Here is a 25,677-nt window from a genome sequence, read left to right on the forward strand (position 1 = left end):
TCTATGTTTATTATATTTTGAACAGGGACTCCGTGTGAAATTTACGACCTTTATATCTGCTAAATACTCCAAAGCTATTGGAGATTTTATAAACCGATCTTTACCACAAATGCTATATTCATTTTTACTTTGCTATACCGCATATAGCGAACAATTCATATACCTCACGATTGATACTTGATATATTTTACGCTCTTTTCAGAAAAGATCTGAGATCTTCCAATAAGTTACTATACGGCCGAAGGTGAAAAACCGTGATATTTTTTAAACTGTACGGAAAAACTATGCTGATCAATATAGCCCACTTGTGGCAAAACCTCGTTTACGGGAACTCTTTCTTTTAACAGCTGTAAAGCTTTTTCCATCCGTTTGGCGGTAATATAGCTTTTGATCGTTGACCCATATGCTTCTTGAAATTTTCGTTGCAGGGTGCGCGCACTTCCTATAAACTGATCGGTGAGTTGTCGTACTTGCAAGTTTGGATTATGCAGGTTCTCGTCGATATAAATTTTCATCAATATAGGCGCTGATAGGGCAGGGCTACTTAATAAATTGGAAAGATCTTCATGATGTTGGCTCACCAACTGGAGAATGAGATGATTGATCTTATTGTTCAACTTGTTCTTGTCGTCGAGATTTAAATGAAATAAGGTCTCGATTGTCTTTCTTGTACGTGCGCGTATTTTTACGGCAGGTAATGATTTAATGCCTTGGAGATTTTTAATCATGGCTTCAACTACCGGATAAATAGAGGGAAATAATAATTGATTATCTTCTTTATGTATTAAAATCTGCGGTTGAAACACGAGGGTAACTGCTTCCACTTCTCCCGGATAAACACGTAGCTTATAGTCGCCCTGATTGTGATACGTACAAAGACTTTCTCCGGCCTTTATGTCGTATTGTTCTTCTGCTTCCGTTTGCATGGCAATACGGCCGTCTAACATAAATAGCATAAAAAAGTGAGGGTACTTTACACGATATGAGCCGTTGCGCTCGATGTCATTGTGTGTTCGGTAGCGATGGCATCGCGCATCCTGAAATACTCTGGATTGGTGTTCTACAGTCGGTCCGTTGGTACCTTTGGCTTGGTCATTCTTTTTTGGATTTTTGTTTTTTAATTGTGGTAAATCTTCTTCCATGTCATGATGAATTTAAATTCATAATTGTTGATTAATTGTATTCGTAAAAATGCGGCATTCTATGCATGGTTAAAAGCAAAAAAGCGTCATTTTTTGAAAGTAAAAATAGGCCTTAAGAATTTTAAAAAATGGGTCACTGGCTGACCATTTTTTCTTAATTATTTTTCGTATGGAAGATGGAATTTTTTAAATCCCCTTTTTTGACACTAAAAGCTACTACGAACCTACTAAAAATACACTGAAACTTACTGGCTTCACACTGGTTTGACACTCATTTGGTACTGCCGTGACACTGGTTTAGCACTATTTTTACACTTGTTTCTTACTAGCTTGATTATACCTTGGTACTTGTTAAGCACTACAGAAGTGTGAATAGATATAGACTTTCCTTACATCATGATTACCCTTTGTTTACCTTTCCTTTAGGTATGCTTTACCTTTTCTATACCCTTTCTTTACCTCTTGTTTACCCGGGAAGTATAGGATGGGTAACAATAGTACTATATTTTATCAGAATAGACCGCTTTTGCGGGATGTCCGTTTTCGAACAACCTTCCACGCGGATCAATATGCGATTCGTTAAATAGGATAACCTGATGCTTGTGGGCAATCGAATCGATTTCATCTACAGCATTCAGGGCCGTATAGTTGGAATCTTCCACAATGTCGGTGTCCCAATGCCTGGAATTATTGTAGGCGGATTCATTTTCTTTTACATCGCCTGCAAATGAGCTGAAGGTGGTAAGCATGGTTCTATAACCGAAATATAGAGCTTGATCGGCTGAATCAACCTTGATATGCCTGCTAAGGTAATAGGGGACTAAATAATTATAGCTACTCGTTTCATAGCTTTTTAGTATATGAGTCATTGGATCTTGCTGCGCTTTTTGAAGATATAAGGCAATTGAATCCTGTGTGAAATGTTCTATGTTTGATGTGGAGGGTTGTGCCATACAGATGTTTAATCCACAAAACGCCAGGAGGGTAAACAAAAGAGAGGAGCTGCTGATCTGCATAATCGAGGTATTAATCTAATGCAAATGTATAACTAAATTTTTAGTTTAAAAAAAATATTCTAATTTGTAGGTTTAAGGATCAATCATCTACTCGATAGCAAAATATAGCGTTGCTTCCATTTTGAAATTAGTTATACTGCCCTCCGCGATTGCGGGTTTCCAGGGGAGACTTTTAACCGCGGCTATAACAGCTTCTTCACAGCCGTAACCGATGCCTCTTCTGATACGGAAGTTGACTGGCTTTCCTTCCTTGCTGATTTCGAATGTGACACTGACAAGCCCTTCAATACCCTGATCCAAAGCTTCTTGTGGATAGATAACATGTTCTTTGAGGTGCTTTTGAAAACCTGGAATGCCACCAGCAGGTGTTGGCGGGAAATAGAATGAACAGTTAAATGCATTCATCACTTTTGTCTGATAAAGAACAGGTGATTTCGTTTTTTTGGCTTTAGCCTTACCATTGACTTGTATGGTGTCTATCGTTTGGTTGCTATTGTCATTTATGGTTAGATTGATGATGCGGCTGCCCATCACAGGCACGGTTTGCCGAAAATATAGTCCCGTTATTTGGAGGGTATCGCCAGGCTCAATATATTCAATATGGTAATTTCCTAAACTGTCTGTAACGCTTTTAGGTGTCTCATCATAAAAATACTTTGTCGATCTAAGCCAAACCGTAATTCCTATTGCCGGCTCCCCATCGGGTGTGGTGAGTTTACCGCGTACATGGATCGTATCGGGTATTGAATATGTTTTGATAGTGTAATGTGCACTGTCTTTTCTGGAAATAAGCTGCGCTAGTGATGGCAAAGCTAAGGTCTGTAAGAAAGTAAAAAGTATAAATAGGATTTTCATGGTGTGCTATTTATGGCTTTGATGCATAAATGAACCAATTTCCATAAGAACCGGATAGCAAAAGGAGCATTACACATTTTTACAATGACGGTTGGATACCAGAGTCTCTACCGGGAAGTTTTATTGCCAATGAAGGTTGTTGTAATCCCCTTTTTTGACACTAAAAGCTACTACAAACCTACTGAAACCACTCTGAAACCTACTGGCTTCACACAGGTTTGACACTCATTTGGTACTGCCGTGACACTGGTTTAGTACTATTTTCGCACTAGTTTCGTACTAGCTTGGTTATACCTTAGTACTTGTTAAGTACTACAGAAGTGCGGGTTATAGACGAGCTGGTAATTGGTGATAGCTAGCCGTGACCTGTACGGCTAGCTTTTTGGGAAGGTTGTTTGACTTATTTGCCGTTTTTTTTCGATAAATTCCTGTAGCGCATAAGGGCTTCTACATAATAATAGTCAGCATATGATAAAGGCACATCCACTTCGCTATTGCCAGGTAAATTGCCCACGGAATGCTTCAAAAGAAAACCCCCATTAGTACCAATGGCTGCGCGGTATGTGGGTGAAGCAAGCTGTTGGATGATTTGCTCTGCAAAGTTGACATATTTGGCGGCCGTATCCTTCGGAGCGTAAGTGCTTAATTCCAGTAAAGCCGAAGCGCTTATTGCAGCCGCAGATGCATCCCGAGGGCTGTTGGGAATATCTTTTGCATTATAGTCCCAGTACGGAATCTTATCCGATGGCAAGTTGGGGTGGTTCATTAAATAGGAAGCGATATGCATGGCTTGCTGTAGGTAAGCTTCGTGGCGGGTATCTCGGTACATCATGGTATAACCATATAAACCCCATGCTTGTCCACGGGCCCATGCAGATTCATCGAAAGCGCCCTGTGCGGTTTGTTTGTGCCGTATTGCGCCCGTAGCGGGGGCGTAATCGACCACGTGATACGAACTGTTATCTTGACGGAAATGGTTTTTCAATGTGGTGTTTGCGTGTGTTCGGGCAATCTCAGCATAGCGTTCATTATTTGATACCCTATTTGCCCAGTTCAATAGTTCCAGGTTCATCATATTATCGATGATGACAGGAAATTCCCATTTATCTTGATGATGATCCCAAGATCGGATGCAGCCTACCTGCGGGTTGAATCGGCTGATCAACGAAGTAGCTCCTTGGAGCAATACTTCTTGATAATGTGAATTTCCGGTGAGCCGCAAACCATTTCCAAAACTACAATAAAGCATAAAGCCCAGATCATGGGTACCCTTGTTATATTGTTCTTTTTCCAGGTCTTTCATCCGGCTCTCGGCTTCTTTCCTTAAGCTTTCATCTCCGCTGAACTCGTACAAATACCACAATGTGCCGGGATAGAATCCGGATATCCATGAGTTACTTTTACTAACCAACAGACTATCGTGTTCGTAAGTGCGAGGAAATACGCCTTTTGGTAGGTGCTGCCGAAGCGTTTTGTACTGGGTTACGGCTTGGCTTAGTTGCTCGTTAATGAACGCCTGATTGAGCTTGTATCCGTACGACTTGTTTGTTTGTCCATTAAGGGGTGCAAATCCTGCCAACAGAATAAAGAGCAAATAAATACTGCTTTGGAGCGTGTTTTTTGATGTTAACATATGCTTGATTTTTGTTAAAGGGATTCATGATGAATTTTAAGGTGTTGCATAACTGTCTAATACGGGGATCATATTTTTAAAAACGTATGCCTGTAACAACACGATAAGGCAGATAATCCCTAATAGTATAAAACTGTGTTTGAGTGTATAGCGCAATAAATGTGATTCGCTACCGGTTAAACCACTGCCTGCCGCTGCTACGGCGATAGATTGTGGGGAAATCATTTTACCTAAGACACCTCCGGAAGCATTGGCGGCTACCATGGTGAGTGGATTAAGCCCGATACGCTGGGCTGTTTCAAACTGTAATTTGCCGAACAGTGCATTGGAGGAAGTGTCAGAGCCGGTTATAAAGACCCCGAGCCAACCGAGTATTGGTGCGAAAAGTGGATAAAGCGCACCGGTATTAGCCATGGCAGCTGCTAAGGTTAGGGTAATACCTGCATCATTCAGCAGGTAGGCAAAGCCCATGATCGTAGCAATGGTGAGTATGGCATAGCGGAGCTGTTTAAGGGTCTTGCCGTAAATGCCGGCTGCTTTTAGGAAGGAGAGTCCGGTAAGTGGTATCGAACATAGAGCGGCTAACAGAATAGCCGTACCTGGAGTGGAAAGGTAGGGAATAGGCACCTCTGTTAAACCGATGTTGATTTTGGCTTGCGCCCACTCATCGAACGCTCGTTTTAATGTGGGTATGCCCCAGAGTATAATGAATAGCGTAAGTAGTAAAAACGGACTGAAAGCGCGGAGTACGCCACCTTCTGCTTGCTCTTTTTCTGTTGATATCTTGCGGAAGCGCAAGTAGCCCCATAGGGCAAGCAAGGAGCCGAGCCCTGCGATGATATCGGGCAGCGTGGGGCCAATGAAACTGGCGGAGAACCATTGCAACAAAGCAAAAGAGCCACCCGAAACGAGCAGTGCGGGAAGTATGGCTACCATCTGCTTCCAACCGGCCAAGGTGATGATGAGATACATGGGCATCATCAAAGATAGAAAGGGTAAAGTGCGCCCGACAGTCTGCGATATGGCCATCTCCGGTAAACCGGAGATATCGGCCAAAACGGTAATGGGGATACCTACGGCGCCAAAGGCTACCGGCGCCGTATTGGCAATCAGGCAAATGCCGGCAGCTTGTAAGGGTTGGAAGCCCAGACCTACTAACATGGCTGCCGTAATGGCTACGGGTGCACCATAGCCGGCAGTGCCTTCTAGGAACGCGCCGAAAGAAAAGGCTACCAGTAGTACCTGTAAACGCGGATCGGGCGTGATAGCGGCAATGTACTGTTTGATTGTCTTGAATTGACCACTTTCTACGCTCAGATTAAAAAGAAATAGCGTGTTGATTACTATCCAAGATATAGGAAATAAACCATAGAGCATACCGCGGACACTGGAAAAAGCAATCGTTTGCATCGGTACATGAAAGACGCTATAAGCTATTAAACAGGCAAATGCAAGAGCGAATAGGCTTGCCCAATGTCCTTTCCATTTAGCAAATACCAGTGCCCAGAATATCGCGAGTATGGGCAGGGCCGCAGCTCCTACCTGTACCAGCTTCCAGACATTACTGTTTGTAAAAAGACTACAGATCATGGCGTTTTATTTATCGGCTGTGCCTTTATGAACTTTTTGTTGAACACGCGTGGCATCTGGTAAACGGTGCCATTTTTGCCCAGGTAATATAAATGCGAAATAGAGGGCTTCCGTGCATTGCCATCGGCCCAAATGGCATAAAAGTCGGGTTGCGCATTACGCGGTTTCCGCACGTAACTGTGATTCATCTCGCTATGGGCCGTTAGTTGTTTAACCTGAGCCCAGTTTTTACCGGTATGGGTGCTCCGCCAAATGGCGATTTCCCCGCCTGGATTATAGGTTTGCGGGCCGTCTGCAGTGGGCCCGATGATATAGATGCCATCCTTATTCAGGTAGATAGAGCCCATATCGTAATTACTGTCAGACTGTGTGATGGTGTCGGCAATCCACTGCCCATCAAATGTAGAGAGTGTCCAATTCCTCGGTGCGTTTTTAGGGCCGGCTTCATAGCCTTTACTGGTAATCGTGAGGATAAAGGGTTTTCCCGCCTCGTCTAAATCAATGTCTAAAAGATAGCTGTTGCGTTGCGGGTTGCTGTAATCATGTACCAAAGCTGCATTTTGTATTTCCTGAAGGGGAAGGCTAACGGGCTTTCCTGCGGCGGTCGTCCACGTTTTTCCGAAATCAGCAGTCTCCAGGTAATATAAATTGGTACGGTAATTCAATCCTTTACCTTTAGGATGGTAGTCAAAGGCAACGCCAATCTTCCCGTTTCGCTCGGCACTTACTTGGTAATGCCCGTCTTCTATATGTGCCAAGACCTGCCATTCGCTCCAGCTGCGCCCATCTGCGCTGGTGTTAAAACCAATAACCCGGTGCCCTTGCTTATTGTACTTGGTAAATAAAGCAATAAAACCCTTACCTGTAAGATGATAAACTTGGAAATAAGAAAAGTTATGGAAGGGTTTTGTTTCGCCATCAACTATTTCTGTCGCCTGGATGGATTCAAATTGATCAATGTGATAAGGTGTTTTGGATTTAGAGATATAGGACGGACGGGACGTGCCATGAGAGGTGGAAAAAACCCAAATATAGCCGTCGTCATCCATTGAAATAACCGGATTATCATGGGCATCGGTTGTCTTTTTATCTAAAATGATGGTGGGATTGGCGAGTTTTTTCCGTTGATGATCATAATAGGAAACATTGTGGTATAAGGTGCTGTTTTCGTCATCGCTTCCGCCAAAACAAAAAAAAGTTTTCCGCACCTTTGGGGCATAGATAGCAAAAGGCCGATGGTTAGCGGGGTAGGTGGCCATACCGCCACTGTATTTATATGCATATTCGTCATCGGAAGGCTGATTCATGTACCAAATGCCTTTAAAGCCATTTGCTTTTTGTCCGATGATATTCGCTTCGGCAAATTGGGCATCGGGATGTATGCGCTGTTGCGCCCATATTTCGCCCGGAAAGGAGAGGAGCGTACTTATCAGTATGGTGATCAGCACAATGTTATATCTTTTCATTTTATTCGTTTTTGGTAAATACATGCTATTAAAGGATAGCGAATATTGTTAATAGCCCGGATTTTGCTTGAGGACGTCTGGATTGATATCGATCTGTTCTTGTGGTATCGGAAATAGCAGCTGATGGTCTTTTATGGCTATCCCCTTAGCACGCAGCACCTCCACTGCGCGGCCTGTGCGCACTAAGTCGAACCAACGATGGTTTTCAAAAGCAAGTTCTACCCGCCTTTCGTGTTCGAGGGCTGCTCGGAAGCTTTCCTGATTACCAAGCGCAGCACTGCTAAGCGAGGCTAAACCAGCACGTTTGCGGATGCTGTTAAGCAGTTCGAAAGCTTCCCCGTCCGGGGTGTATCCAAGCTCATTGAGTGCCTCTGCGCGCATGAGTAAAATATCGGCATAGCGTAATACCGGCCAGTTATTGTCGGCATCACCGGCACTAAAAGGGGCAGGATCCAGGTATTTCTTGATATAGCGTACCGCAATAAATTGGTTGCCCTGCTGATAACCATCTGCCATGGAGACGGCGCGCCTTTGATCACCTCCTTCATAGCTATTGGCCATGTCGGCAGTAGGTTGGTTCTGTCCACCTCCGGCGCCAATAGTGGTTACAATCTGTCCGGATAAGCGGGGTGCAAATGCATTGTTGAATGGACTGCCAAGTCCGAATCCTCCCTTTTTATATTGGACTTCAAAAAGGGATTCTGCGTTGTTTTTATTGGCTATCGCAAATACGCCCTCGTAGGTAGGCATGAGCTGATAAATACCTAGGTTCATCACAGCCTTTGTTTGCTCGGCGGCTTCTTGCCATCTTTGCAGGGTTAAATAGACTTTGGCGAGTAAGCCTCGGGCAGCTCCTGCGGTAGCTCGACCGACATCTGCAGAACCATAGCTGTTGGGAAGCGTAGCAGCGGATTGTTCCAAATCGGCAATGATCTGCTCATACACGGTTTCCTTTGGGCTGCGTGGGAAGGCATAACCTTCTTGCACATCCACAATTTCTTTAGTTATCAAAGGGATGTCTCCAAAGGTTCTAACCATATTAAAGTACATGAGTGATCGGAGAAATAAACATTCACTTACATAGCGTGCTTTTAGCGTTTCGTCCATATCCACGGCAGGAATACGATCAATAACGGCATTACAGGCGAGTATGCCCTTGTAGTGCGCATTCCACATGGTCCTGAGGATGCCATTGTTGGTGATGGTGGTAAAGGCGTCTATCTGGCTAATATCGATACCGGATTGGGCATCTAAGATTTCTGTATTATCGGATGCTACTTCACCGATGGCGTATAGGGCAGCATTGTATTGTCCGCTGTTTTGTAAGGAGGCATAAGCTGCATTTACGGCATTGAGCATGTCCCCGGCGGTACGATAGAAATTGACGGTATTGGTGTCCGATATGGGCGCCAAATCTAGAAAGCCCTTCTTGCAAGAAGTGATCAGCAAGAGGAGGCAGGTGCTGTATATAATAATCTTTTTCATTGACATAAGCTGTTTGGTTAAAATCCCAGGTTTAAACCCAGTGTGAATGTTTTGGCAATGGGATAACCGCCATAGTCTACTCCCGGAGTTAAGGAGCTGATGCCATTTACACTTACTTCCGGATTATAACCGGTATAGTTGGTAATCGTAAACAGGTTTTGTGCCTGGGCGTAGATCCGGACGTTCCGCAATTTCCATTTTTGCAGAATCTGGCCGGGTAGGTTATAAGCCAGCGATATATTGCGTAAACGGATGAAGGAGCCATCTTCGATGTGCGTGGATGATATGTTGGCACTGGCATTGCTGCTGCTATAGCGGGACAAGTCGCGGTTGGCTCTAGGGGTAAATCCATTACCCGGATTTTCCTCTGAACGCCAGCGGTTATTCAACTCCTTTAATCCGTTAGCAGTTCCGGCGAAGTTGGCATAAAAACGGCGGCCTAAATGCATAATTTCGTTACCTTGAACACCTTGTATCAAAAAGCTCAATTCGAGATTTTTGTAGCGAAAGGCATTGGTGATGCCGAAGACATAGTCGGGTTGGGGATTGCCCAGAATGGTGCGGTCGTCTACACTTAGTATTCCGTCGCCATTAACATCTGCAAAACGGAATTGCCCCGGCTTTGAATCGGCAAAAGAGGCATTCTGATCAATTTCCTGCTGATTTTGGAAGATGCCAATTACCTCGTAGCCATAGAAATTTCCCATGGGCTTTCCGATTTCGGTAATATGACTATTGGTAAGCTGATAATTGCTGAATAGGGGCTCGCCACTGGGGCCGAGGGCCAGTACTTTGTTCCGGTTAAAGGACAGGTTGATATCGGTTGTCCATTTAAGGGCTTTTGTTAGATTTTGGCTGCGCAGATCAAATTCCCACCCTTGATTCTCTACACGACCGATATTTTGGGTAGCTATGGTGTAACCGGTGAGTGATGGCACGGGTACATTCAATAACAGATCGGAGGTTATCTTGCGGTAATAATCAGCAACGAAGAATAAGCGCCCGCCAAATAATCCCAGCTCCAGGGCTAGATCCAGTTGCTTGTTCTTTTCCCAACTCAGGTTGGCGTTGCTTACGGTATTGGGCCCTAGGCCATGGGCAATGGCGCCGCCACTGCTGCCGAATACGTAATTGCTATTGCTGAGTAGGCCAATATGATCATAATTGCCAATAAAGTTGTTGCCCGTAAAACCATAACTGGCCCGTAGTTTCAGTTCATTGATGGCAGTAAGGTTGGCCATAAAATCCTCTTGAGAAAGACGCCATCCACCTGAAAACGAAGGGAAAACACCCCAACGGTTGTTGGCACCAAAACGCGAAGATCCGTCTGTTCGAAGGGTGGCTGTAAAGAGGTATTTGCCAGCGTAATCGTAATTGAGTCTGCCCAGATAGGAGAGTAAAGACCACTCCAGCGCAGTAGTGCTAGCGCCCGAAACCACTCCTGCGTTGATCGTCTGTACCAAGTCGTTCGGGAAATTCGTGGCGTTGATACTAGCCATATCAGACCGCACTTTTTGTGCAGTAAAGCCCGCTAAAGCATCAACATGGTGATCTCCGAAGAATTTGTTATAGCTGAGGGTATGTTCAATTAACCAATTATAAGATTCCTGTGAACTGTAAGAGGCACTCGGAATAACCGGTGCCGGATTACCGTCGCGTCCAACAGTGGATGGGTTGAAGGTGTTAGACTTCATGTGTTGCAAATCGGTGCCAATTAGCAATTTGTATTTCAACTCGTCCGTAAACGCGTATTCCGCAAAAGTTGTACCCAATAGTCTGAAATTAGTGCGGTGGTTCACCAGCTCGCGGGCAACTTTTACGGGGTTTTCCAGACTGCTGAATCCATTTCCGAGGGAGATGCCGGAGCTATAGCTTCCATCCGGATTATAAACCGGTAAATTTGGTGGCATCATCAATGCGCTCAACACAACGGCGCCATCTGCAAAATGGCCTTCTGCCCTAACAGGGTTGCTTACCGTGTAAGTGGGGCTCAGGTTTAAACCTATCCGGAATTTTTTTGAGGTATTGGCATCGAGGTTTACGCGAAAAGAATAGCGCTCAAAATCGGAGTTTAGGATGATGCCTTCTTGTTTAAAATAGCCCGCACTGGTCAGGTAATTGACCTGTTCGTTACCCCCGGAGAAAGTGAGCTGAATATTATGCATGGGTGCCGTACGGAATATTTCTTTCTGCCAGTTAGTGCCTTCTCCGAGTGTTTCAGGATGCTGAAGCTCAGGTAAAATTTGATAGATGGCGCTGCGCTCCTCATTGGGTGCATTGATGTCGCCGCCCATATCTACCCAAGCGTTGTTGCGCGAATCGACGATATAGGAAGCAAATTCCTGCGCATTCATCAGATCCATATATTTGCTTACCTTTTGCAAACCGGTATAGGTGTCTAAGTCGATTTTCATTTTTCCCGACTTGCCGCTTTTGGTAGTAACGATAATGACCCCATTGCTGCCCCTGGAGCCATAGATAGCAGTTGCCGAGGCATCTTTTAACACTTCTATCGATTGTATATCGCTCGGGTTGATGGAGTTTAAGGGGTTGTTGCTCTGGTTATAATTTGCGGTGATGGGGAAACCGTCAATCACATATAATGGCTCATTGCCAGCTCCGATAGATCCGGTACCGCGCACCTTTACCGACAGGCCGCCGCCTGGCGCACCGGTTGTTTGCGATACTTGTACCCCCGCCATTTTGCCGGTGATGGCGGCATCCAAACTGGGAGCGGGTACATCCTGAATATCTTGAGCACTAACCGAAACCACGGAGCCGGTGATGTTGGTGCGCTTTTGGGTACCGTAACCTACCACCACCACTTCATTTAAGTCGGCCACCTGTTCCCGGAGTTGGATTCTGATTTCCCGCTCGGCGTTTGCTACGCGCTCTTCGGTGCCATGACCCATTAAGCTGAAAACAAGCACGCTTTCTGCCGAGGGCACTTTTATACTAAACCGGCCGGATGCATCCGTGCTGCTTTGCAAACGCTCATTCTTGATGCGCACCGTAACACCGGGCAAGGGGTCTCCTTCGGTATTTACCACAGTGCCGCTGATGATTCGATCTTGTACTGCCGAAGCCGCTTTTTTTATAATAATATTCTTATCCAAAATCTCATAGCTCAAGCCTTGGTTGACTAGGGTTTGCTCCATCGCTTCCTTGATGGATACACGTAGCAGTTGTAGGCTAACGGGCTTCGTGTTACGGAGCATTTCGGCATCATAAAAGATATGATAATCACTCTGCTTTTGAATTTCTTTAAATATAGCGGTGATGCTGGCGTGTTGCTTATGAATACTGATCTGTTGGGCATAGCTCGCGGCGTTGACTTTCCATAAGCTGATACACAGGAGGATGAATGCGAGCTTCATGACAAGTATGGGTTTGAATAAGGCGTTTCTTTCCCATCTGCGGGAAAAAGCAGTATTTTTTTTATACATTTGATGGTGATTTAATGAATGATCCTACGTTTTTTAAATCCAGGCATTTGATGCTATCGGTCAGGAGCGGTTCCAAGCGTTCCTGACTTTATGTGTCAATGCCGCTTCTAGTTAGGGAGACACGGTAACCCTCCTTCCTGTTATGGTAAATTTAACGGATCCTGTTTGTTCTATCGCATGCAATAGCTGTCGGAAATCAGTATACCTGGATAATGTTCCGCCAAAGGTTTTACCTTTTAGATTTCCTTCATATACGACTTCTATATCGTACCACCGGGCCAAGGTATTCATAACCTGTTTAATGTCATCTTGGTCAAAAACAAAATAACCCCTGGCCCAAGCCATGATTTCGTCTGGATCTACCTCCCGAATAACGATGGGGTGCCCAGTTTCGTTACTAAGTGCCTGTTGTCCGGGGCGCAGTATTTTGGACTGTACTTTCAGACTCCCGGTAAGTAAAGTAGTGACAACATAAGGATCTTCCTGATATGCGCTAACGTTGAATGCCGTTCCTAAGACGTGAATATCGGTGCCTTTTGCTTGCACAAGGAAAGCTTGGTTAGGATGTTTGGCGACATCAAAATAAGCTTCACCTTGGAGTTCCACTTTACGTTCCTGCCGACCGAAGGCGACGGGAAACGTAAGGGAAGAACCGGCATTGAGCTGTACGCGGGTACCATCCGGTAAGGTCAGCTTATAATCCATTCCGATAGGGGTGGTGATGGTATGTAAAGCGGGCGATGGATGAGCCTTTGTGTCTTGGTCTTCGGTATAAATCAGCTGGTTTTGATCTCTTTTTACATGTGTGCCGGATTGAAAGGTCTGAACGCCTTCGCTGAGTGCATTAACAGGGATTTGATGTCCGTCTGATAGGGTAAGCATAACTTCTCTTCTATCCGATGTAAGTGTATCTTCTTCTTGAGTTAGCAACTTTTCTTTGGCCGCTTGAAGTGGAAGGGGGGTATATTGCCTAACTAATAAAGTGGCGAGACATACCAGCGCTGCTATGCTCGCGGCAATCAACCAGACCTTTGGTTTTTTCCTCCGGGCTTGTGTGTTAAGCTGTGGCGAAGTCATTATCCCGTGTAAGACACGCTCTGCATCCAATTTGATCGGGAGCTGCTGATTTGCTTGCTGCCAAGCTTTGTCAAATAAGTCCAACAGTTGCTCGTTTAATTGCGCTGTATCTGCTTGTTGTATATAGTTTACGAGCTCCTCGAATTCGGATTCGCTGATTTGCTCATTCATATAAGCCTTTAAAAGCGTAATAAATCTTTCTTCTTTGAAGCGCATCGTTATTGGTTAGCAGGGGACAGTTTTATCCCTTTTATATATAGATACGGATAAGGAAGGGGATCGAACTAGTGTAAAAGGAAAAAAAATAAAAAAAAGATAGTGATATCATTTTTTGAAATAAATATCTTCATGGTTTTTAAAGCACTTACGAGGTGATTGCGTACGGTATTGCGGGATATTTTGAGATTTTTGGCGATTTCGTCATACGACAAACCCTCTAAGCGATTAAGCTGAAAAACAAGCCGTTGCTGATGGGGTAATTGTTTCATTCCAGCATCAATACATTGCCGCAAATCGTGTAGCAATAGTTGCTCTTCGGTGTGGTTGCTTACATCGTTCACCACGTATTGCAAATGCTCTTTCAATTTGTTTTCTGTAATTACTTTGCGAAAAGCATCGATCGATAAACGTCGGGCGATAAGGTATAAGTAGGGATATAGTGGCTGCTGGCTGTCTAATTTATGCCGGTTCGCCCATAGCTTGATAAAGGTTTCCTGCAGGATTTCCTCGCTATGGCTTTGGTCTTTTAACAAGGCATAGATGAAACGATAAACAGCAGGATGTAGTTGCTCGTACAGTACCCTAAACGCGCGTTTATCTCCCGATTGGAGCGCAGTAATCAAAAGAGATTCATCCTTTTCTACGACTGATACTGGTTTCATCTATTTATTTTTAGCTTTTCATTTGTCAGATGGAGCCTTTGATGATTGCTTTAATCATGCCGGGTTCATATTGGTTATGAGTGCTAGGTCTACCGTACAAACGTATAGAATTTAATTGGTATTTGCAATCCTTTGCACAGCCTGTCAATAAAATGACCATATGGGCATTGATTGGCCATTTGCAGTAACCGCTGGACGTTAAATTCAATTTAAGTATGCTCTAAAATAAAATTCGTCTTCCTGCTTTCAGCTATTTTTATATAGAACCTATATTCTATTGCACGGAAAATTCTATTTCCTATGTAAGGTTGAAATTTCAAAGGAATTAGCTCCACGCTTACGCAGTTGGATTTTGGAAGCAATAGGGAAAATTGAGAAGGAGGATGGAAGTTAAGATCGCTGTCAATTCATTTGGCATTGGTTTTCATATATCCATTATTCTTTGAACTGTTGACTGAATTTTTCGACGGCTGCTTCAAGTGCACGATTGGCTTCTATCAAAATGGCAGGCTCTATTTCTTTAGTGGTACTATAATCTTTGAACAAGGCCTGCTGTGAAGCGAACTCCAGATAGGCCATCACTTCTTCGCAATCCCAGAAAAAATCATAGATAAAAGCGACACCGGTATCTGCTGCATCTTGATAGGTTGCCAATTGTTTCAGCAGAGAGAGCATCGGTGATATCTCTGTATAATTCTCACTAAAAAAAACAACGATGAATGTCCATCTTTCCGTATTTTTGTCGTAATGCTCAACACCCCCGAAATCTCTTCCATTAAGCAATTGGTCGAAGACGGCACGGTTGTTCTGAACGCGATAATAGGGGAGGTCCGATAAAGGTTGTTTGCTATACATTCTTCGGCTGTCCCACCATTTCGACCAGTTTTCATCGATGCTTTGCGGCATGGGTTTCTCTTGAAAAAAGTGTTGAAGTTTTTCTTCTTTGATCTGGATGTTGATATAAAGCGAAGAGTATTCTGACATGATCTAAAAATTAAATTATTCCGAATTTAAAGAAAAAATGGTTTACTCCAATGAACAACATCGAAGTAGAAACTGCAGCGCTTAACTTTGCTGAGCTCGCGCTGCATACCCTCATATTTTTGTGTTACTTAAATTCAGGTAAATTTATACGACTGATTATATCATATAACGATTCCGTTGATTTTGCCATACGCTATTCAACCCAAATATCTAAATTTAATTTGGTGATTGCTAGCCGTGTCCTGTACGGCTAGCTTTTTGGGAAGGTCGTTTGACTCATTTACCTTTTTTTTTCGATAAAGCCCTCTAACGCAAAAGGCTTCCACATAATAATAGTTGGAACTGTTAAGAATTCGCATAATTCTTCGCCAGTATATAAAAAAGTGGGTGTTAGCTGGGTGATGCCCTCGTACTGCCCGCAACCGAACAACAACTGTTCGATATCGAACAGCCTTGGTAAGGAATGGCCTACCAGTGTGCTTTGCAGCGTTTTCTTTACAGATGGCAGATTAATTGTAGTAGCATGGTTCAATCTGTTTCATTATGATCAAGCATTACTTTAAGACCGCTTTACGTAACCTTTGGAGAACCCGTAGCTTTAGCTTTCTCAATATCTTCGGACTCGCTGTAGGCATTGCCACGGCATCGCTGATTTTTTTATGGATTGAGGATGAAGCCGGGTACGATAAGGACTTCCCGAACAATGAAAATATATACATAACGAAATCGAAACAACCTTCGGGTGAAGGGGTGCGGGTTTTTGATGCCGTTTCAGGCCTTTTAAGTGACGCGATGAAAGCTGAAATACCAGGTGTTAAATACAGTGCACGTGCAGATTGGGGCAGATCTTTTCTGTTTACGAAAGACGAACGGTCGATTTACCAGAACGGACAAATTGTAGACCCTGAATTTATGGACATTTTCTCGCTTGAATTTGTGGAAGGGAACAGATCGAGTGCATTGGTAAGGCCTGATCAATTGGTTATCACACAATCTGCAGCTAATCGCATCTTTGGACAAGGGTCGGCGCTTGGAAAGACTGTACGCGTGAATAACGATAAGCGTTTTGTGGTGTCTGGTGTGGTTAAAGATCTTCCGAGGAATAGCAGCATTCAGTTTGATTGGCTTATCTCATTTGAAGAGTTTGAAAAAGATAATGCGTGGGTACGTGATTGGGGCAATTCGGTTGTGATGACTTATGTACAACTGGAACCAGCTGCCAGCTTAGCAAACGTGAACAAAAGGCTTTTTGATTTGGTAAAACGTCAACCGGGCAATGAGCAAGCAAACATTCGAAACTTTCTGTACCCGATGGAGCGCTGGCGGCTCTACAATAATTTTGATAAAAATGGGAATGAACAGGATGGCCGTATGAAATACATTCGCTTGTTCAGCATCATTGCCTGGGTTATATTACTCATCGCCTGTATCAATTTCACGAATCTCACAACCGCCAGATCTGAAAAGAGGGCGAAAGAAGTAGGTATGCGTAAGGTCGCAGGAGCTCGCAGGGCTTCGCTGATCGGCCAATTTTTAGGGGAATCGCTTATCCTGGCTACGATATCGGCTTTGCTTGCTATGGTGTTTATATACAGTTCGATTGGTGCGTTTAACGCCCTGGTTGGAAAAGAATTAGTGATTAATTTATTCAAACCAGCCCATCAGCTTTTTTTGATAAGCATTGTGCTGATTTGTGGTTTATTGTCCGGGATCTATCCTGCCTTTTATCTCGCCTCTTTTAATCCGATAAGCACCTTAAAAGGGGCCAAGCAAAGGATCGGATCGGTGGGATTTATTCGCCGTGGTTTGGTAGTGCTCCAGTATGCAGCATCTGTCACGCTCATTATTTGCACCGTGATCATTTTCCAGCAGATTCGGTATGCTAAGGGGCGCGACTTGGGTTTTGACCTTAGTCAGGTGCTGACAGTTCCTTTGCGAGGGGAGGCCGTGAAACACTCGGATCTCATCAAGGAACAGCTGCTAGCAACAGGCCGTGTGGAAAGTGTAGGAGCGGGTGCTGGAAGTATACTGAATTTTGGCGTGAGGACCGACCTGGACTGGGCCGGGAAGGATCCCAATCAACAGATAGATATATTTTATTCTTGGGCGGATGAGGGCATTATTCCGGCCATGGGATTGGAATTAGTGGATGGCCGTAACTTTCACCCGAATATACAGGGAGATAGCAGTAGTTTCCTGGTCAACGAAACTTTTGCAAAGCTGATCAGCGCGGACGGAAAAGTTGCTGGCCGGCAGGTTTTCTGGGAAGATGAACCGTTCACCATTGTAGGGGTGGTAAAAGACTTTGTTTATAATGATGTTTATAGCCCAACCGCACCGGTATTTTTCCGTCCTTATACGGGTAACGGAGGGATGCTGAGTATTAAAATTAAGGCAGGGGCAGACCTCGCTAAAACAGTTGAACAGATCGAACAGGTCATGAAGGCCAATAACAAGGAATTTCCATTTGAATATCAGTTTCTGGATGAAGCTTTTAATGAAAAGTTTAAATCCGAAATGCTCCTCCAGAAACTGGGCAGTATATTTGCGGTCTTGTCTATCATTATCTCTTGCCTCGGTTTGTTTGGACTTGCCGCCTTCACAGCCGAAAGGCGTACGAAAGAGCTGGGTATCCGAAAGGTATTGGGCGCTTCCATTTCTTCATTGATCAGTTTACTTAACCGAGAGTTTGTTATACTTATTCTGATTTCCTGTCTGGTATCATTTCCTCTGGCGTGGTGGGTAATGAACGACTGGCTAGATAACTTTGCGTATCGTACTGATTTACAGTGGTGGGTGTTTGCTTTCACAGGATTAGGGGCTTTGATACTTGCACTCTTTACCGTGAGTTCACAGGCGATAAAGACTGCTCTTACGAATCCGACAAAGAGCCTTCGAGAAGAGTGACAACGTGGAGTCCACCAAACCCTTTCTTAAGCGTTTGGGTGATTATTTATTAAAACAATGTGCTAATGTTGAGCTGCAGAAATTCCTGCCAAGGTAAACTGCTGTCACCAACTAACAGAACCTGGTCAGGCTTTTGCGTTTTTTGAAATACTTGCATGCCGGATGTAGTTTGTGCATGACCGCTTTTTATCTCTATGCCGATTACCTTACCCCGGTATTCCAAAACAAAATCGACTTCATAATTTCCCTCCCGCCAATAATATAATTGGAAACCAGTACTAAATGAACTGTTGATTAGGTAGGCACCGATTGCAGATTCAACCATTCTTCCCCAGGAATCGGGCTGCGATCGTACTTCTTGAAATGTTTCCACCCTTTGGGCACTGATAAGCGCAGTGTTATGCACCTGAAATTTTGGACTGGACGATCGCTTGCGTATCAGTTTATTGTCAAACTTCTCTAATCCATTTAGCAGACCTGCTGTATTTAGAAGGCCGAGATAATGAGCCAGTGTGGTTGTATTTCCAGCGTCTAACAGTTGTCCCATTATTTTCGTGTAGGATAGTATTTGTCCGGAATAATTGCAACCGATCTCAAAAAGTCTTTTCATGAGTGCCGGTTTGTCTACTCGAGTAAGCATTAATATGTCTTTAGAGATACTGGTTTCGATCAGGGACCCAACAACGTACTGTTTCCACCTCTCTTCATCTGAAATTAGACTTGCTGATCCTGGATATCCCCCAAACCATACATAATCATCCACCGTCCAGTCAAAGGCCTGTTGCATCTCGGAGAATGACCAGTGCCCCATATAAGTGGTTTCAAATCTCCCAGCCAAGGATTCGGTTAAACCCTGTTGAAGGAGTAAGCGGGACGATCCAAGTAAAATGACTTTTAAGTTGGTTTCTGTTCGGGTGTCTGTATCCCAAAGGAGCTTTACAGTTTCACTCCAATTATTTATTTTTTGTATTTCATCGATGATCAAGAGAAATTCATTGCTCTCCTTTTGCTTCATTTGTATACGCGCAGTATCCCATTGCGCTGAAAGCCAGCTGCCATCAGAAGCAGGTACAGCATCGGCCGAAACAAATAAGTAAGGAATGCTTATTTTTTTTGTCAATTGGGTTATCAAGGTGGTTTTGCCCACTTGGCGAGGTCCCATTAAAATTTGAATGAACTTTCTTTCTTCGTTTATTCTGTTTGTAAGTGTCTGTAAATAAGGTCTTTCAAACATATTTATAAAATTACTCAATACGTTGAGTAAAATTACTCAATATATTGAGTAATTACAAATAATCCATTATTTAGCTTTCTCCAAAGCTAATTTTTTTATCGGCTAGGTTTCCGAGGATGCTAAATCAAGGAACAGTTATCTTATTGCCATTTAAGATTTTTCATCACGCCATATCTTCTACAGGTACTTCCCCAGGCTATATTGCCCAATTGTGCAGCTACAAGAACCTCTCGCATTAATTCGTCCTTTATCTCGTAAGATGCTAGCAAATAGTCATTGGCCATTTGCAATAACTCTTGGACGTTATGTTCAATATCGTTTTTTTCCTTCTGTAGTAAAACGAGGGCATTATATTGCTCGTTCTCTGCTTTTTCTTTAATATAAGAGTGTAGGTCATTAAAAATAAGAATGTTAAAAACGGCTTTTCTGAAATAATGATCGTGTTCGGTAGGGAAATTCAAATTTAATGCATCGTACAGCATGATAAAGAAAATATGCACAGCGATGTTTTTAAGACGTTCATTTAAATAATCGTCCATACTGCTAAAATGCTTCTCCTGGTTACCGTCAAATTCCGTAGGTAAAAAGTCAAGCAAATCTTTATGTACAAGTTCATAGTTGAAGGGGCTCAGCGTTTCCTGTAACAGCTTTTCATAGTAATAAACGATGTCATACTTGTTGCGGTCATATTCGTCCGTTGGAGCCGTGGCCCGCCTACTATGAATATCCATCGCATGATGAACAAAATCCTTGTACCTTACCTTTGCATCTTCTACGTAGAACAGATAAGTGACACTAAAACAGGCCAGGTATAAATGTTTTTCACTGGTTAATATTTTAGGGAGTATGTAGGGAGCCCAGAGCATTTGTTCTTTTATGGTGTTAAAGTCGTAACGCCAGTCGATTCCCTTATTCAATGCTATGTTTGCTGTTTTATGGATCACATCTTCTACTATCATAGGAGTCCTAAATTTTAAGTGCGCTCTAAAATAAAATTCGTGTACCTGCTTTCCGCTATTTTTACACAGAACTTATATTCTACTACACGGAAAGTTTCGGTCTCTTTATAAGATTGAGATTTCGTTTAAAAAAAGAAATTTTTTAGTCTATTTTATTCGTTATCCTTTGTTCTAAAACGAACTCATGTTACTTCGTGGTTTTGCCGCTTTGGCATGATGTTTTTTTTAATTTCATTCTCGTTACCCGGACGCAAAAGAGGAGTTTATGTCGGGCCTCTTCGCATGAAACGCTTCTCTTTCAACTGTGAACAATTTTTACTTTTATGTTTATAATTGAGTATTGATGAGTATATTTGAGATGAATCATCGAACTTTGTGTGACATAACTGTGCAGTGAGCGTTGGGAGCATAAATAAAGAGGTCGACGGTCATTGTTCCACGCAATCAGCTATGAAATTAAAAGGCAAAATTATTGTGATATTAAGTTATATGCGGTTTGATGGATTGGCGTCCACGAATCTAACCATAGCTAAATATCTGAGCAACGAAAATGCCGTTTATTATGTAGATCATCCCTACACATGGCGAGATTATTTTTTTTCGGACAAAGCTAATAGCTCTTTTAAGTGCAGAAAGCCGTTCTTCTCGTGGTTCTCAAAGAAAGTTTTAATGCTGGAAAAATTGAGGCTTATTATTCCCTCTCCGGTACTTCCTATAAACTGGTTGCCGGAAGGACCTTTGTACCGTTTTTTTCTTAAGCTTAATGAAAAGATGATTGCCCGGAAGATACGAGCTGTTTTGGAGAAGGACGGAGTAACGAATTATATTTTTATCAATTCCTGGAATTTCCATTATCCGAATATAGGTAGATACCTGAAGGCCGATTTGTATGTTTATCATTGCGTTGATCCTTTGATAACCCCCTATGATAAAAAGCATGGCGAAACTTCAGAAAAGATATTGGTAACAGAAAGTGATGTAGTGATCTGTACGAGTAGGGCATTGGAACGTGAAAAGAAACTGCTGAACCGACATACATTTTTTATTCCGAATGCGGCTGATTTAGTGCTTTATTATCAAAAAAATAGAGGAAAAATAGTGAAGCATCCTGCAGTTAACACAATTCCTTATCCTAGGGTAGGGTATATCGGCGCGGTGGAGCGGCGCTTAGATTTTGATCTGCTATATAAGGTGGCGACCAAAAATAGCGATATGCAGTTCGTTTTTGTAGGACCGGTGAGTCATGATGTGGTGCCAAAATGGTTTTTTGGTCAACCCAATGTGCATGTGATACCGGCTATCCGTTACGAAGAGGTGCCGGCATGTATAGCGAGCTTTGATATTTGCATTATACCCTTCAAAAAGGATGAGGTAAGTGATACGATTTTTCCGCTTAAACTTTTCGAATACTTAGGTATGGGCAAGCCGGTTGTGTCTACTGATTTTAATCTCGACTTGCAAGAGTTTACAGGCAACGTAGTACGTTTTGCCGCTTGCGACATCGGTTTTAGTGATCAGCTTAAAGAGGCATTGATAAATCCTCAGAAAGGGCTGGAAAAACGGCTACATATTGCAGCGCAGAATACATGGCAGCAACGGGTGAGTCAATTTGGTGACTTAGTTTGTGAATGCTTAAATGATAAAAAGATGTCAATTTAATTTTCATGTGTATATTAACGGGCTTCATATGGTGCATCAGATAGCAATAGACAAAATTAAAATCCTTTACCTGGATGACGAACTGCACAGCTTACATGCTTTTAAAGCAATGTTGCGGGAAGCCTATGAAGTGTTTATTACCACAGAGGAAGAGCGTGCCTATGAGCTGTTGGCCGAACATAAGGATATACGGATTGTTTTTTCCGATCAGTCCATGCCAACACATTCGGGAACCGATTTCTTTGAAAAAATAAGTCATTTACACCCATTGCCGATACGAATCTTGGTTACAGGATACAGTGAGGATGAACAACACATTATTGACGCAATTAACAGAGGTAATATTTTTCGGTACCTGAAAAAGCCATGGAGCATAGATATGCTGCATAGGGTGATAGGGGAAGCCAATAGAAGCTATGTAACGACCTCCTTGCTCCAACAAAAGAATAGCGAGTTAACCGAGGCCTATGCTGAACTAGATAAATTTGCTTATAGTGTCAGTCATGACATGCGAGGTCCTTTGGCAGGCATTATGTCGGCCATGCAGTTGTTACGTATGATTGATGATCCGGCCGAGCGTGAGGAGATTGTCGAGATAGCTATTAATTCTGCTGAGCGATTGGATCGTTATATTATTAATCTGCATGATTATTATAGTGTGAGACGTGGCCAATTAACCATCGCTGAAATAAATTTATTGGCGCTGAAGCAAGAGCTAGAGCAGCTCTATGAGGCAATAGCCAATGCTAAGCAAATCCAATTTAGTATAAGTCTACAAAACGAAGAGCCCTTCCGGAATGACGAAATGGCCATCAGGTTAATCCTCACAAATCTTATTTCAAACGCCTTCAAATATCAGAAAAAGTCTTCTGGACCGAAGTATGTGGAAGTAGCGATTGAAGTGACTAAAGGAACTGCAGTCTTTTTCGTCCGGGATAATGGTATCGGTATAAAAGAATATTATCTTGATGAGATATTCACGTTGTTTTTTAGAGCATCTTTGGATGAAGCCGGTAGCGGATTAGGACTTTATAATGTTAAAAGCGTGGTGGAGCAATTGGGAGGGCAGATTAGTGTCGAATCGACAGTTGACGTTGGGTCGACTTTCAAGGTGGTACTCCCAAACAAATAATTTTCGAGCATTTTGTTTAAATTTGAATACTAAATACTATAAAATAGGTCTATTATGATGTTCTCTTTTCTTGTAATTGATGATGACGATCTGGATGGTTTGATAGCCAAAAAATTTATCTCTTTAACGGGAAAAGCGAAAAATGTGCTTTTGATGCAGAGCGGAAGAGAGGCCCTAGATCACCTAGCAGCTTTTGAGCTTACCACGGTAGACGCTACTTGGATTATTGTGCTGGATTTAATGATGCCAGGTATGGACGGCTTTCAGTTTCTTGACGAATTTTCAAAGCTACCCGCCTCTGTGAAACAACATTTCAGAATTATGATTCTGACACTCTCTAGCGATCCCTATCGATTGAAGAAGCTTGCACATTACGCGACTGTGAATGCGGTGCTTGAAAAACCGATTACTTTGGATAAGTTAAACAGCACCCTCGCTAGAATCGAACAAACCATTGTGTGAAATTTGTGTTTTAATCAACAAAAATTCATAACAATTGCATCTTTAATGCGATAAATATGTTGTTTAATGAGAAAAAGTTGTGTCATTTCTATTGATTAAAATGATGGTATAGCTGATTTATTTTTTGTAATAATCTTTTTACATTATTGTTAATGTGTATATTTGTAAAATATTGAGATGTATTTTTTTACGATATTTCACATGAATTTTTACCTTTACTTCTCGTCAAACGGCTAGTCTCTTAAATGTTATAAAATTATGAAAAAGCAAATTCTCGTAGTTGATGATGAGCCGTCCATTTTACAACTGTTGAAGTTCATTCTTGCTAAAGATTACGATGTAGTGTTGAAGAGTAACGGCTACGACGCTACATTATGGTTGGAGGAAGCCAATTGTCCTGATTTGATATTATTAGATGTCGAAATGCCCTACTTTAATGGTCCCGAATTTTTAAAGTCGATCAGAATCAGTGGTTTGTTTCGAGATATTCCGGTGGTTATTTTATCGGTTACCGAAGACATGGATTCCTTAGCACAACGGACTCCCTATTTAGTAAACAAATTTATAAAAAAACCTTTCGACCCAATCTATTTAAGAAATGTAGTGAAAGAACTGTTGGAGGAAAATGTTCATGAAAAATCCTTATGAGGAGCTGGAACAGCGACGTGCATTTGTACCTAACCTTGCCTACTGTGGCCAAAAGTATGTAGACGAATTACAGCACTTACTGGAACGTGATTTTGACCTCAATTTTTTAGCGTCAACCGATGCTTTGAAGATACATCTAGAACACTGCTCCATTATTACAAGTCCGGAGATCATCATAATGGAAGTGGATGAGGAACGGGCAGTTTTTCCATTAATCAATGCGATTAGAACAAACCCGCTTACTTCTGGATCGGTTATTATTTTGATCGCCGATAAAAAGGATGCTGGATTAAAAGCCCGTTCATTGAAGGCCAAAGTTAATGATTTTTATGTTTGCCCTTTTGATAAAGCAGAGCTGATGGAGCGTCTGAAGTTTTTGATTAAGTTCAAATTGATCAAGCCTGATATCAAAAAGCTGATTCCAAACACGGTGCAGGAGTACAAGATACCTCCTGCCAAGCGGCTGTTCGATGTTTTCTTTTCAGCTTTGGCGGTACTGCTACTTTTGCCTGTCTTTCTCCTGATTGCTATCTGTATCAAATTGGAATCAAAGGGGCCTGTATTTTACAAAAGCAAACGAGCAGGTACGGGCTATCGGATTTTTGATTTCTATAAGTTTAGATCGATGGCCGTAGGAGCGGATGCAAAATTAAAGGATCTAGCAAAAACGTCCAATCAATATGCCGGGACGGAGGCCTCGGCAAATGAACCTTTGGCTTTCGTCAAGATTAAAAATGATCCCCGCGTAACAAAGGTGGGAAATTTTATTCGGAATACGAGTCTGGATGAGCTGCCACAACTTTTTAACGTTTTAAAAGGCGATATGTCCATTGTCGGAAATAGGCCGCTTCCACTTTACGAGGCGGAACAACTGACTTCCAATTTATGGTCAATGCGCTTTTTAGGCCCTGCAGGTATTACTGGCTTATGGCAGATTACGAAAAGAGGAAAGAGTGAGATGTCTGATGAGGAACGGAAAGGACTGGATAATTTCTACGCGCAACATAGTTCCGTATGGATTGATTTAAAAATTCTGTTAAAAACTTTTCCGGCGCTTTTACAAAAAGAAAAAGTATAAATTTTAGAAACGTATTTATAACC

Annotated in this window: 19 protein-coding genes; 6 read left to right on the plus strand and 13 right to left on the minus strand. The window is 42.7% G+C overall.

What is annotated here, in order from left to right; translation table 11 throughout:
• Positions 1–230: 230 nt before the first annotated feature.
• The 11 genes from E0E36_RS06300 to E0E36_RS06350 all read right to left on the minus strand — a co-directional run bounded on the left by E0E36_RS06300 (position 231) and on the right by E0E36_RS06350 (position 15,575).
• Entirely contained in the window at positions 231–1,142 is a 912-nt protein-coding gene (locus E0E36_RS06300; protein ID WP_130855213.1) for a helix-turn-helix transcriptional regulator, read from the minus strand.
• A gap of 500 nt (positions 1,143–1,642) precedes the next feature.
• Positions 1,643–2,095, minus strand: a complete 453-nt coding sequence (locus E0E36_RS06305) for a hypothetical protein (RefSeq protein WP_130855214.1) — start codon at positions 2,093–2,095, stop codon at positions 1,643–1,645.
• A 150-nt stretch (positions 2,096–2,245) separates the two neighbouring features.
• The gene (locus E0E36_RS06310) at positions 2,246–3,013 is read right to left on the minus strand and encodes a TonB family protein (RefSeq protein ID WP_130855215.1); all 768 of its coding nucleotides are present in this window, start codon (positions 3,011–3,013) and stop codon (positions 2,246–2,248) included.
• 400 nt (positions 3,014–3,413) lie between these two features.
• Positions 3,414–4,646: a glycoside hydrolase family 88 protein gene (locus E0E36_RS06315; RefSeq protein ID WP_130855216.1), complete on the minus strand. Its 1,233-nt coding sequence runs from the start codon at positions 4,644–4,646 to the stop codon at positions 3,414–3,416.
• Positions 4,647–4,682: 36 nt separating this feature from the next.
• On the minus strand, positions 4,683–6,236 hold the full coding sequence (locus tag E0E36_RS06320; RefSeq protein WP_130855217.1) for an L-lactate permease: 1,554 nt from the start codon (positions 6,234–6,236) through the stop codon (positions 4,683–4,685).
• A complete protein-coding gene (locus E0E36_RS06325; RefSeq protein WP_130855218.1) occupies positions 6,233–7,702 on the minus strand; it encodes a BNR-4 repeat-containing protein in 1,470 nt (489 codons plus the stop codon). The genes E0E36_RS06320 and E0E36_RS06325 overlap by 4 nt, the downstream gene beginning before the upstream one ends.
• 48 nt (positions 7,703–7,750) lie before the next feature.
• Positions 7,751–9,187: a RagB/SusD family nutrient uptake outer membrane protein gene (locus E0E36_RS06330; RefSeq protein WP_198140284.1), complete on the minus strand. Its 1,437-nt coding sequence runs from the start codon at positions 9,185–9,187 to the stop codon at positions 7,751–7,753.
• Positions 9,188–9,204: 17 nt separating this feature from the next.
• The gene (locus E0E36_RS06335) at positions 9,205–12,633 is read right to left on the minus strand and encodes a TonB-dependent receptor (protein ID WP_130855219.1); all 3,429 of its coding nucleotides are present in this window, start codon (positions 12,631–12,633) and stop codon (positions 9,205–9,207) included.
• A gap of 111 nt (positions 12,634–12,744) precedes the next feature.
• The gene (locus tag E0E36_RS06340; protein WP_130855220.1) at positions 12,745–13,926 is read right to left on the minus strand and encodes a FecR family protein; all 1,182 of its coding nucleotides are present in this window, start codon (positions 13,924–13,926) and stop codon (positions 12,745–12,747) included.
• Positions 13,927–13,994: 68 nt separating this feature from the next.
• Positions 13,995–14,591 (minus strand): RNA polymerase sigma factor, encoded by a 597-nt coding sequence (locus E0E36_RS06345; protein WP_130855221.1) that lies wholly within the window; start codon positions 14,589–14,591, stop codon positions 13,995–13,997.
• A 435-nt stretch (positions 14,592–15,026) separates the two neighbouring features.
• Positions 15,027–15,575, minus strand: coding sequence for a hypothetical protein (locus E0E36_RS06350; protein WP_130855222.1), 549 nt, complete (start codon positions 15,573–15,575; stop codon positions 15,027–15,029).
• Positions 15,576–16,118: 543 nt separating this feature from the next.
• On the opposite strand from E0E36_RS06350, the gene E0E36_RS06360 reads away from it, so the two are divergent.
• Positions 16,119–18,482 carry an ABC transporter permease gene (locus E0E36_RS06360; RefSeq protein ID WP_130855224.1) on the plus strand — a complete coding sequence of 788 codons (2,364 nt, stop codon included), beginning with the start codon at positions 16,119–16,121 and terminating at the stop codon, positions 18,480–18,482.
• Between the two features lie 49 nt (positions 18,483–18,531).
• On the opposite strand, the gene E0E36_RS06365 is transcribed toward E0E36_RS06360, so the two are convergent.
• Positions 18,532–19,716, minus strand: a complete 1,185-nt coding sequence (locus E0E36_RS06365) for an ATP-binding protein (protein ID WP_130855225.1) — start codon at positions 19,714–19,716, stop codon at positions 18,532–18,534.
• A 140-nt stretch (positions 19,717–19,856) separates the two neighbouring features.
• Positions 19,857–20,675 carry a terpene synthase family protein gene (locus E0E36_RS06370; RefSeq protein ID WP_130855226.1) on the minus strand — a complete coding sequence of 273 codons (819 nt, stop codon included), beginning with the start codon at positions 20,673–20,675 and terminating at the stop codon, positions 19,857–19,859.
• A gap of 450 nt (positions 20,676–21,125) precedes the next feature.
• On the opposite strand from E0E36_RS06370, the gene E0E36_RS06375 reads away from it, so the two are divergent.
• The 5 genes from E0E36_RS06375 (at position 21,126) to E0E36_RS06395 (ending at position 25,654) form a co-directional block, all read left to right on the plus strand.
• Positions 21,126–22,334: a glycosyltransferase gene (locus E0E36_RS06375; protein WP_130855227.1), complete on the plus strand. Its 1,209-nt coding sequence runs from the start codon at positions 21,126–21,128 to the stop codon at positions 22,332–22,334.
• A gap of 28 nt (positions 22,335–22,362) precedes the next feature.
• Positions 22,363–23,466, plus strand: coding sequence for a hybrid sensor histidine kinase/response regulator (locus E0E36_RS06380; protein WP_130855228.1), 1,104 nt, complete (start codon positions 22,363–22,365; stop codon positions 23,464–23,466).
• 54 nt (positions 23,467–23,520) lie between these two features.
• Entirely contained in the window at positions 23,521–23,928 is a 408-nt protein-coding gene (locus tag E0E36_RS06385) for a response regulator (protein WP_130855229.1), read from the plus strand.
• A 258-nt stretch (positions 23,929–24,186) separates the two neighbouring features.
• Positions 24,187–24,576 (plus strand): response regulator, encoded by a 390-nt coding sequence (locus tag E0E36_RS06390; RefSeq protein ID WP_130855230.1) that lies wholly within the window; start codon positions 24,187–24,189, stop codon positions 24,574–24,576.
• The gene (locus E0E36_RS06395) at positions 24,560–25,654 is read left to right on the plus strand and encodes a sugar transferase (RefSeq protein ID WP_242627141.1); all 1,095 of its coding nucleotides are present in this window, start codon (positions 24,560–24,562) and stop codon (positions 25,652–25,654) included. The genes E0E36_RS06390 and E0E36_RS06395 overlap by 17 nt, the downstream gene beginning before the upstream one ends.
• Positions 25,655–25,677: the final 23 nt, after the last annotated feature.

The organism is Olivibacter jilunii (assembly GCF_900607235.1).
GTDB classification, from domain to species: domain Bacteria; phylum Bacteroidota; class Bacteroidia; order Sphingobacteriales; family Sphingobacteriaceae; genus Olivibacter; species Olivibacter oleidegradans.

What these genes read in the sequence shown, in the direction of transcription:
- E0E36_RS06325 (WP_130855218.1), bottom strand. Translation starts at nt 7,702, where the DNA reads ATGAAAAGATATAACATTGTGCTGATCACCATACTGATAAGTACGCTC.
- E0E36_RS06375 (WP_130855227.1), top strand. Translation starts at nt 21,126, where the DNA reads ATGAAATTAAAAGGCAAAATTATTGTGATATTAAGTTATATGCGGTTT.
- E0E36_RS06360 (WP_130855224.1), top strand. Translation starts at nt 16,119, where the DNA reads ATGATCAAGCATTACTTTAAGACCGCTTTACGTAACCTTTGGAGAACC.
- E0E36_RS06390 (WP_130855230.1), top strand. Translation starts at nt 24,187, where the DNA reads ATGAAAAAGCAAATTCTCGTAGTTGATGATGAGCCGTCCATTTTACAA.
- E0E36_RS06395 (WP_242627141.1), top strand. Translation starts at nt 24,560, where the DNA reads ATGAAAAATCCTTATGAGGAGCTGGAACAGCGACGTGCATTTGTACCT.
- E0E36_RS06385 (WP_130855229.1), top strand. Translation starts at nt 23,521, where the DNA reads ATGATGTTCTCTTTTCTTGTAATTGATGATGACGATCTGGATGGTTTG.
- E0E36_RS06300 (WP_130855213.1), bottom strand. Translation starts at nt 1,142, where the DNA reads ATGGAAGAAGATTTACCACAATTAAAAAACAAAAATCCAAAAAAGAAT.
- E0E36_RS06345 (WP_130855221.1), bottom strand. Translation starts at nt 14,591, where the DNA reads ATGAAACCAGTATCAGTCGTAGAAAAGGATGAATCTCTTTTGATTACT.
- E0E36_RS06310 (WP_130855215.1), bottom strand. Translation starts at nt 3,013, where the DNA reads ATGAAAATCCTATTTATACTTTTTACTTTCTTACAGACCTTAGCTTTG.
- E0E36_RS06370 (WP_130855226.1), bottom strand. Translation starts at nt 20,675, where the DNA reads ATGATAGTAGAAGATGTGATCCATAAAACAGCAAACATAGCATTGAAT.
- E0E36_RS06340 (WP_130855220.1), bottom strand. Translation starts at nt 13,926, where the DNA reads ATGCGCTTCAAAGAAGAAAGATTTATTACGCTTTTAAAGGCTTATATG.
- E0E36_RS06365 (WP_130855225.1), bottom strand. Translation starts at nt 19,716, where the DNA reads ATGTTTGAAAGACCTTATTTACAGACACTTACAAACAGAATAAACGAA.
- E0E36_RS06320 (WP_130855217.1), bottom strand. Translation starts at nt 6,236, where the DNA reads ATGATCTGTAGTCTTTTTACAAACAGTAATGTCTGGAAGCTGGTACAG.
- E0E36_RS06305 (WP_130855214.1), bottom strand. Translation starts at nt 2,095, where the DNA reads ATGGCACAACCCTCCACATCAAACATAGAACATTTCACACAGGATTCA.
- E0E36_RS06335 (WP_130855219.1), bottom strand. Translation starts at nt 12,633, where the DNA reads ATGTATAAAAAAAATACTGCTTTTTCCCGCAGATGGGAAAGAAACGCC.
- E0E36_RS06350 (WP_130855222.1), bottom strand. Translation starts at nt 15,575, where the DNA reads ATGTCAGAATACTCTTCGCTTTATATCAACATCCAGATCAAAGAAGAA.
- E0E36_RS06315 (WP_130855216.1), bottom strand. Translation starts at nt 4,646, where the DNA reads ATGTTAACATCAAAAAACACGCTCCAAAGCAGTATTTATTTGCTCTTT.
- E0E36_RS06330 (WP_198140284.1), bottom strand. Translation starts at nt 9,187, where the DNA reads ATGAAAAAGATTATTATATACAGCACCTGCCTCCTCTTGCTGATCACT.
- E0E36_RS06380 (WP_130855228.1), top strand. Translation starts at nt 22,363, where the DNA reads ATGGTGCATCAGATAGCAATAGACAAAATTAAAATCCTTTACCTGGAT.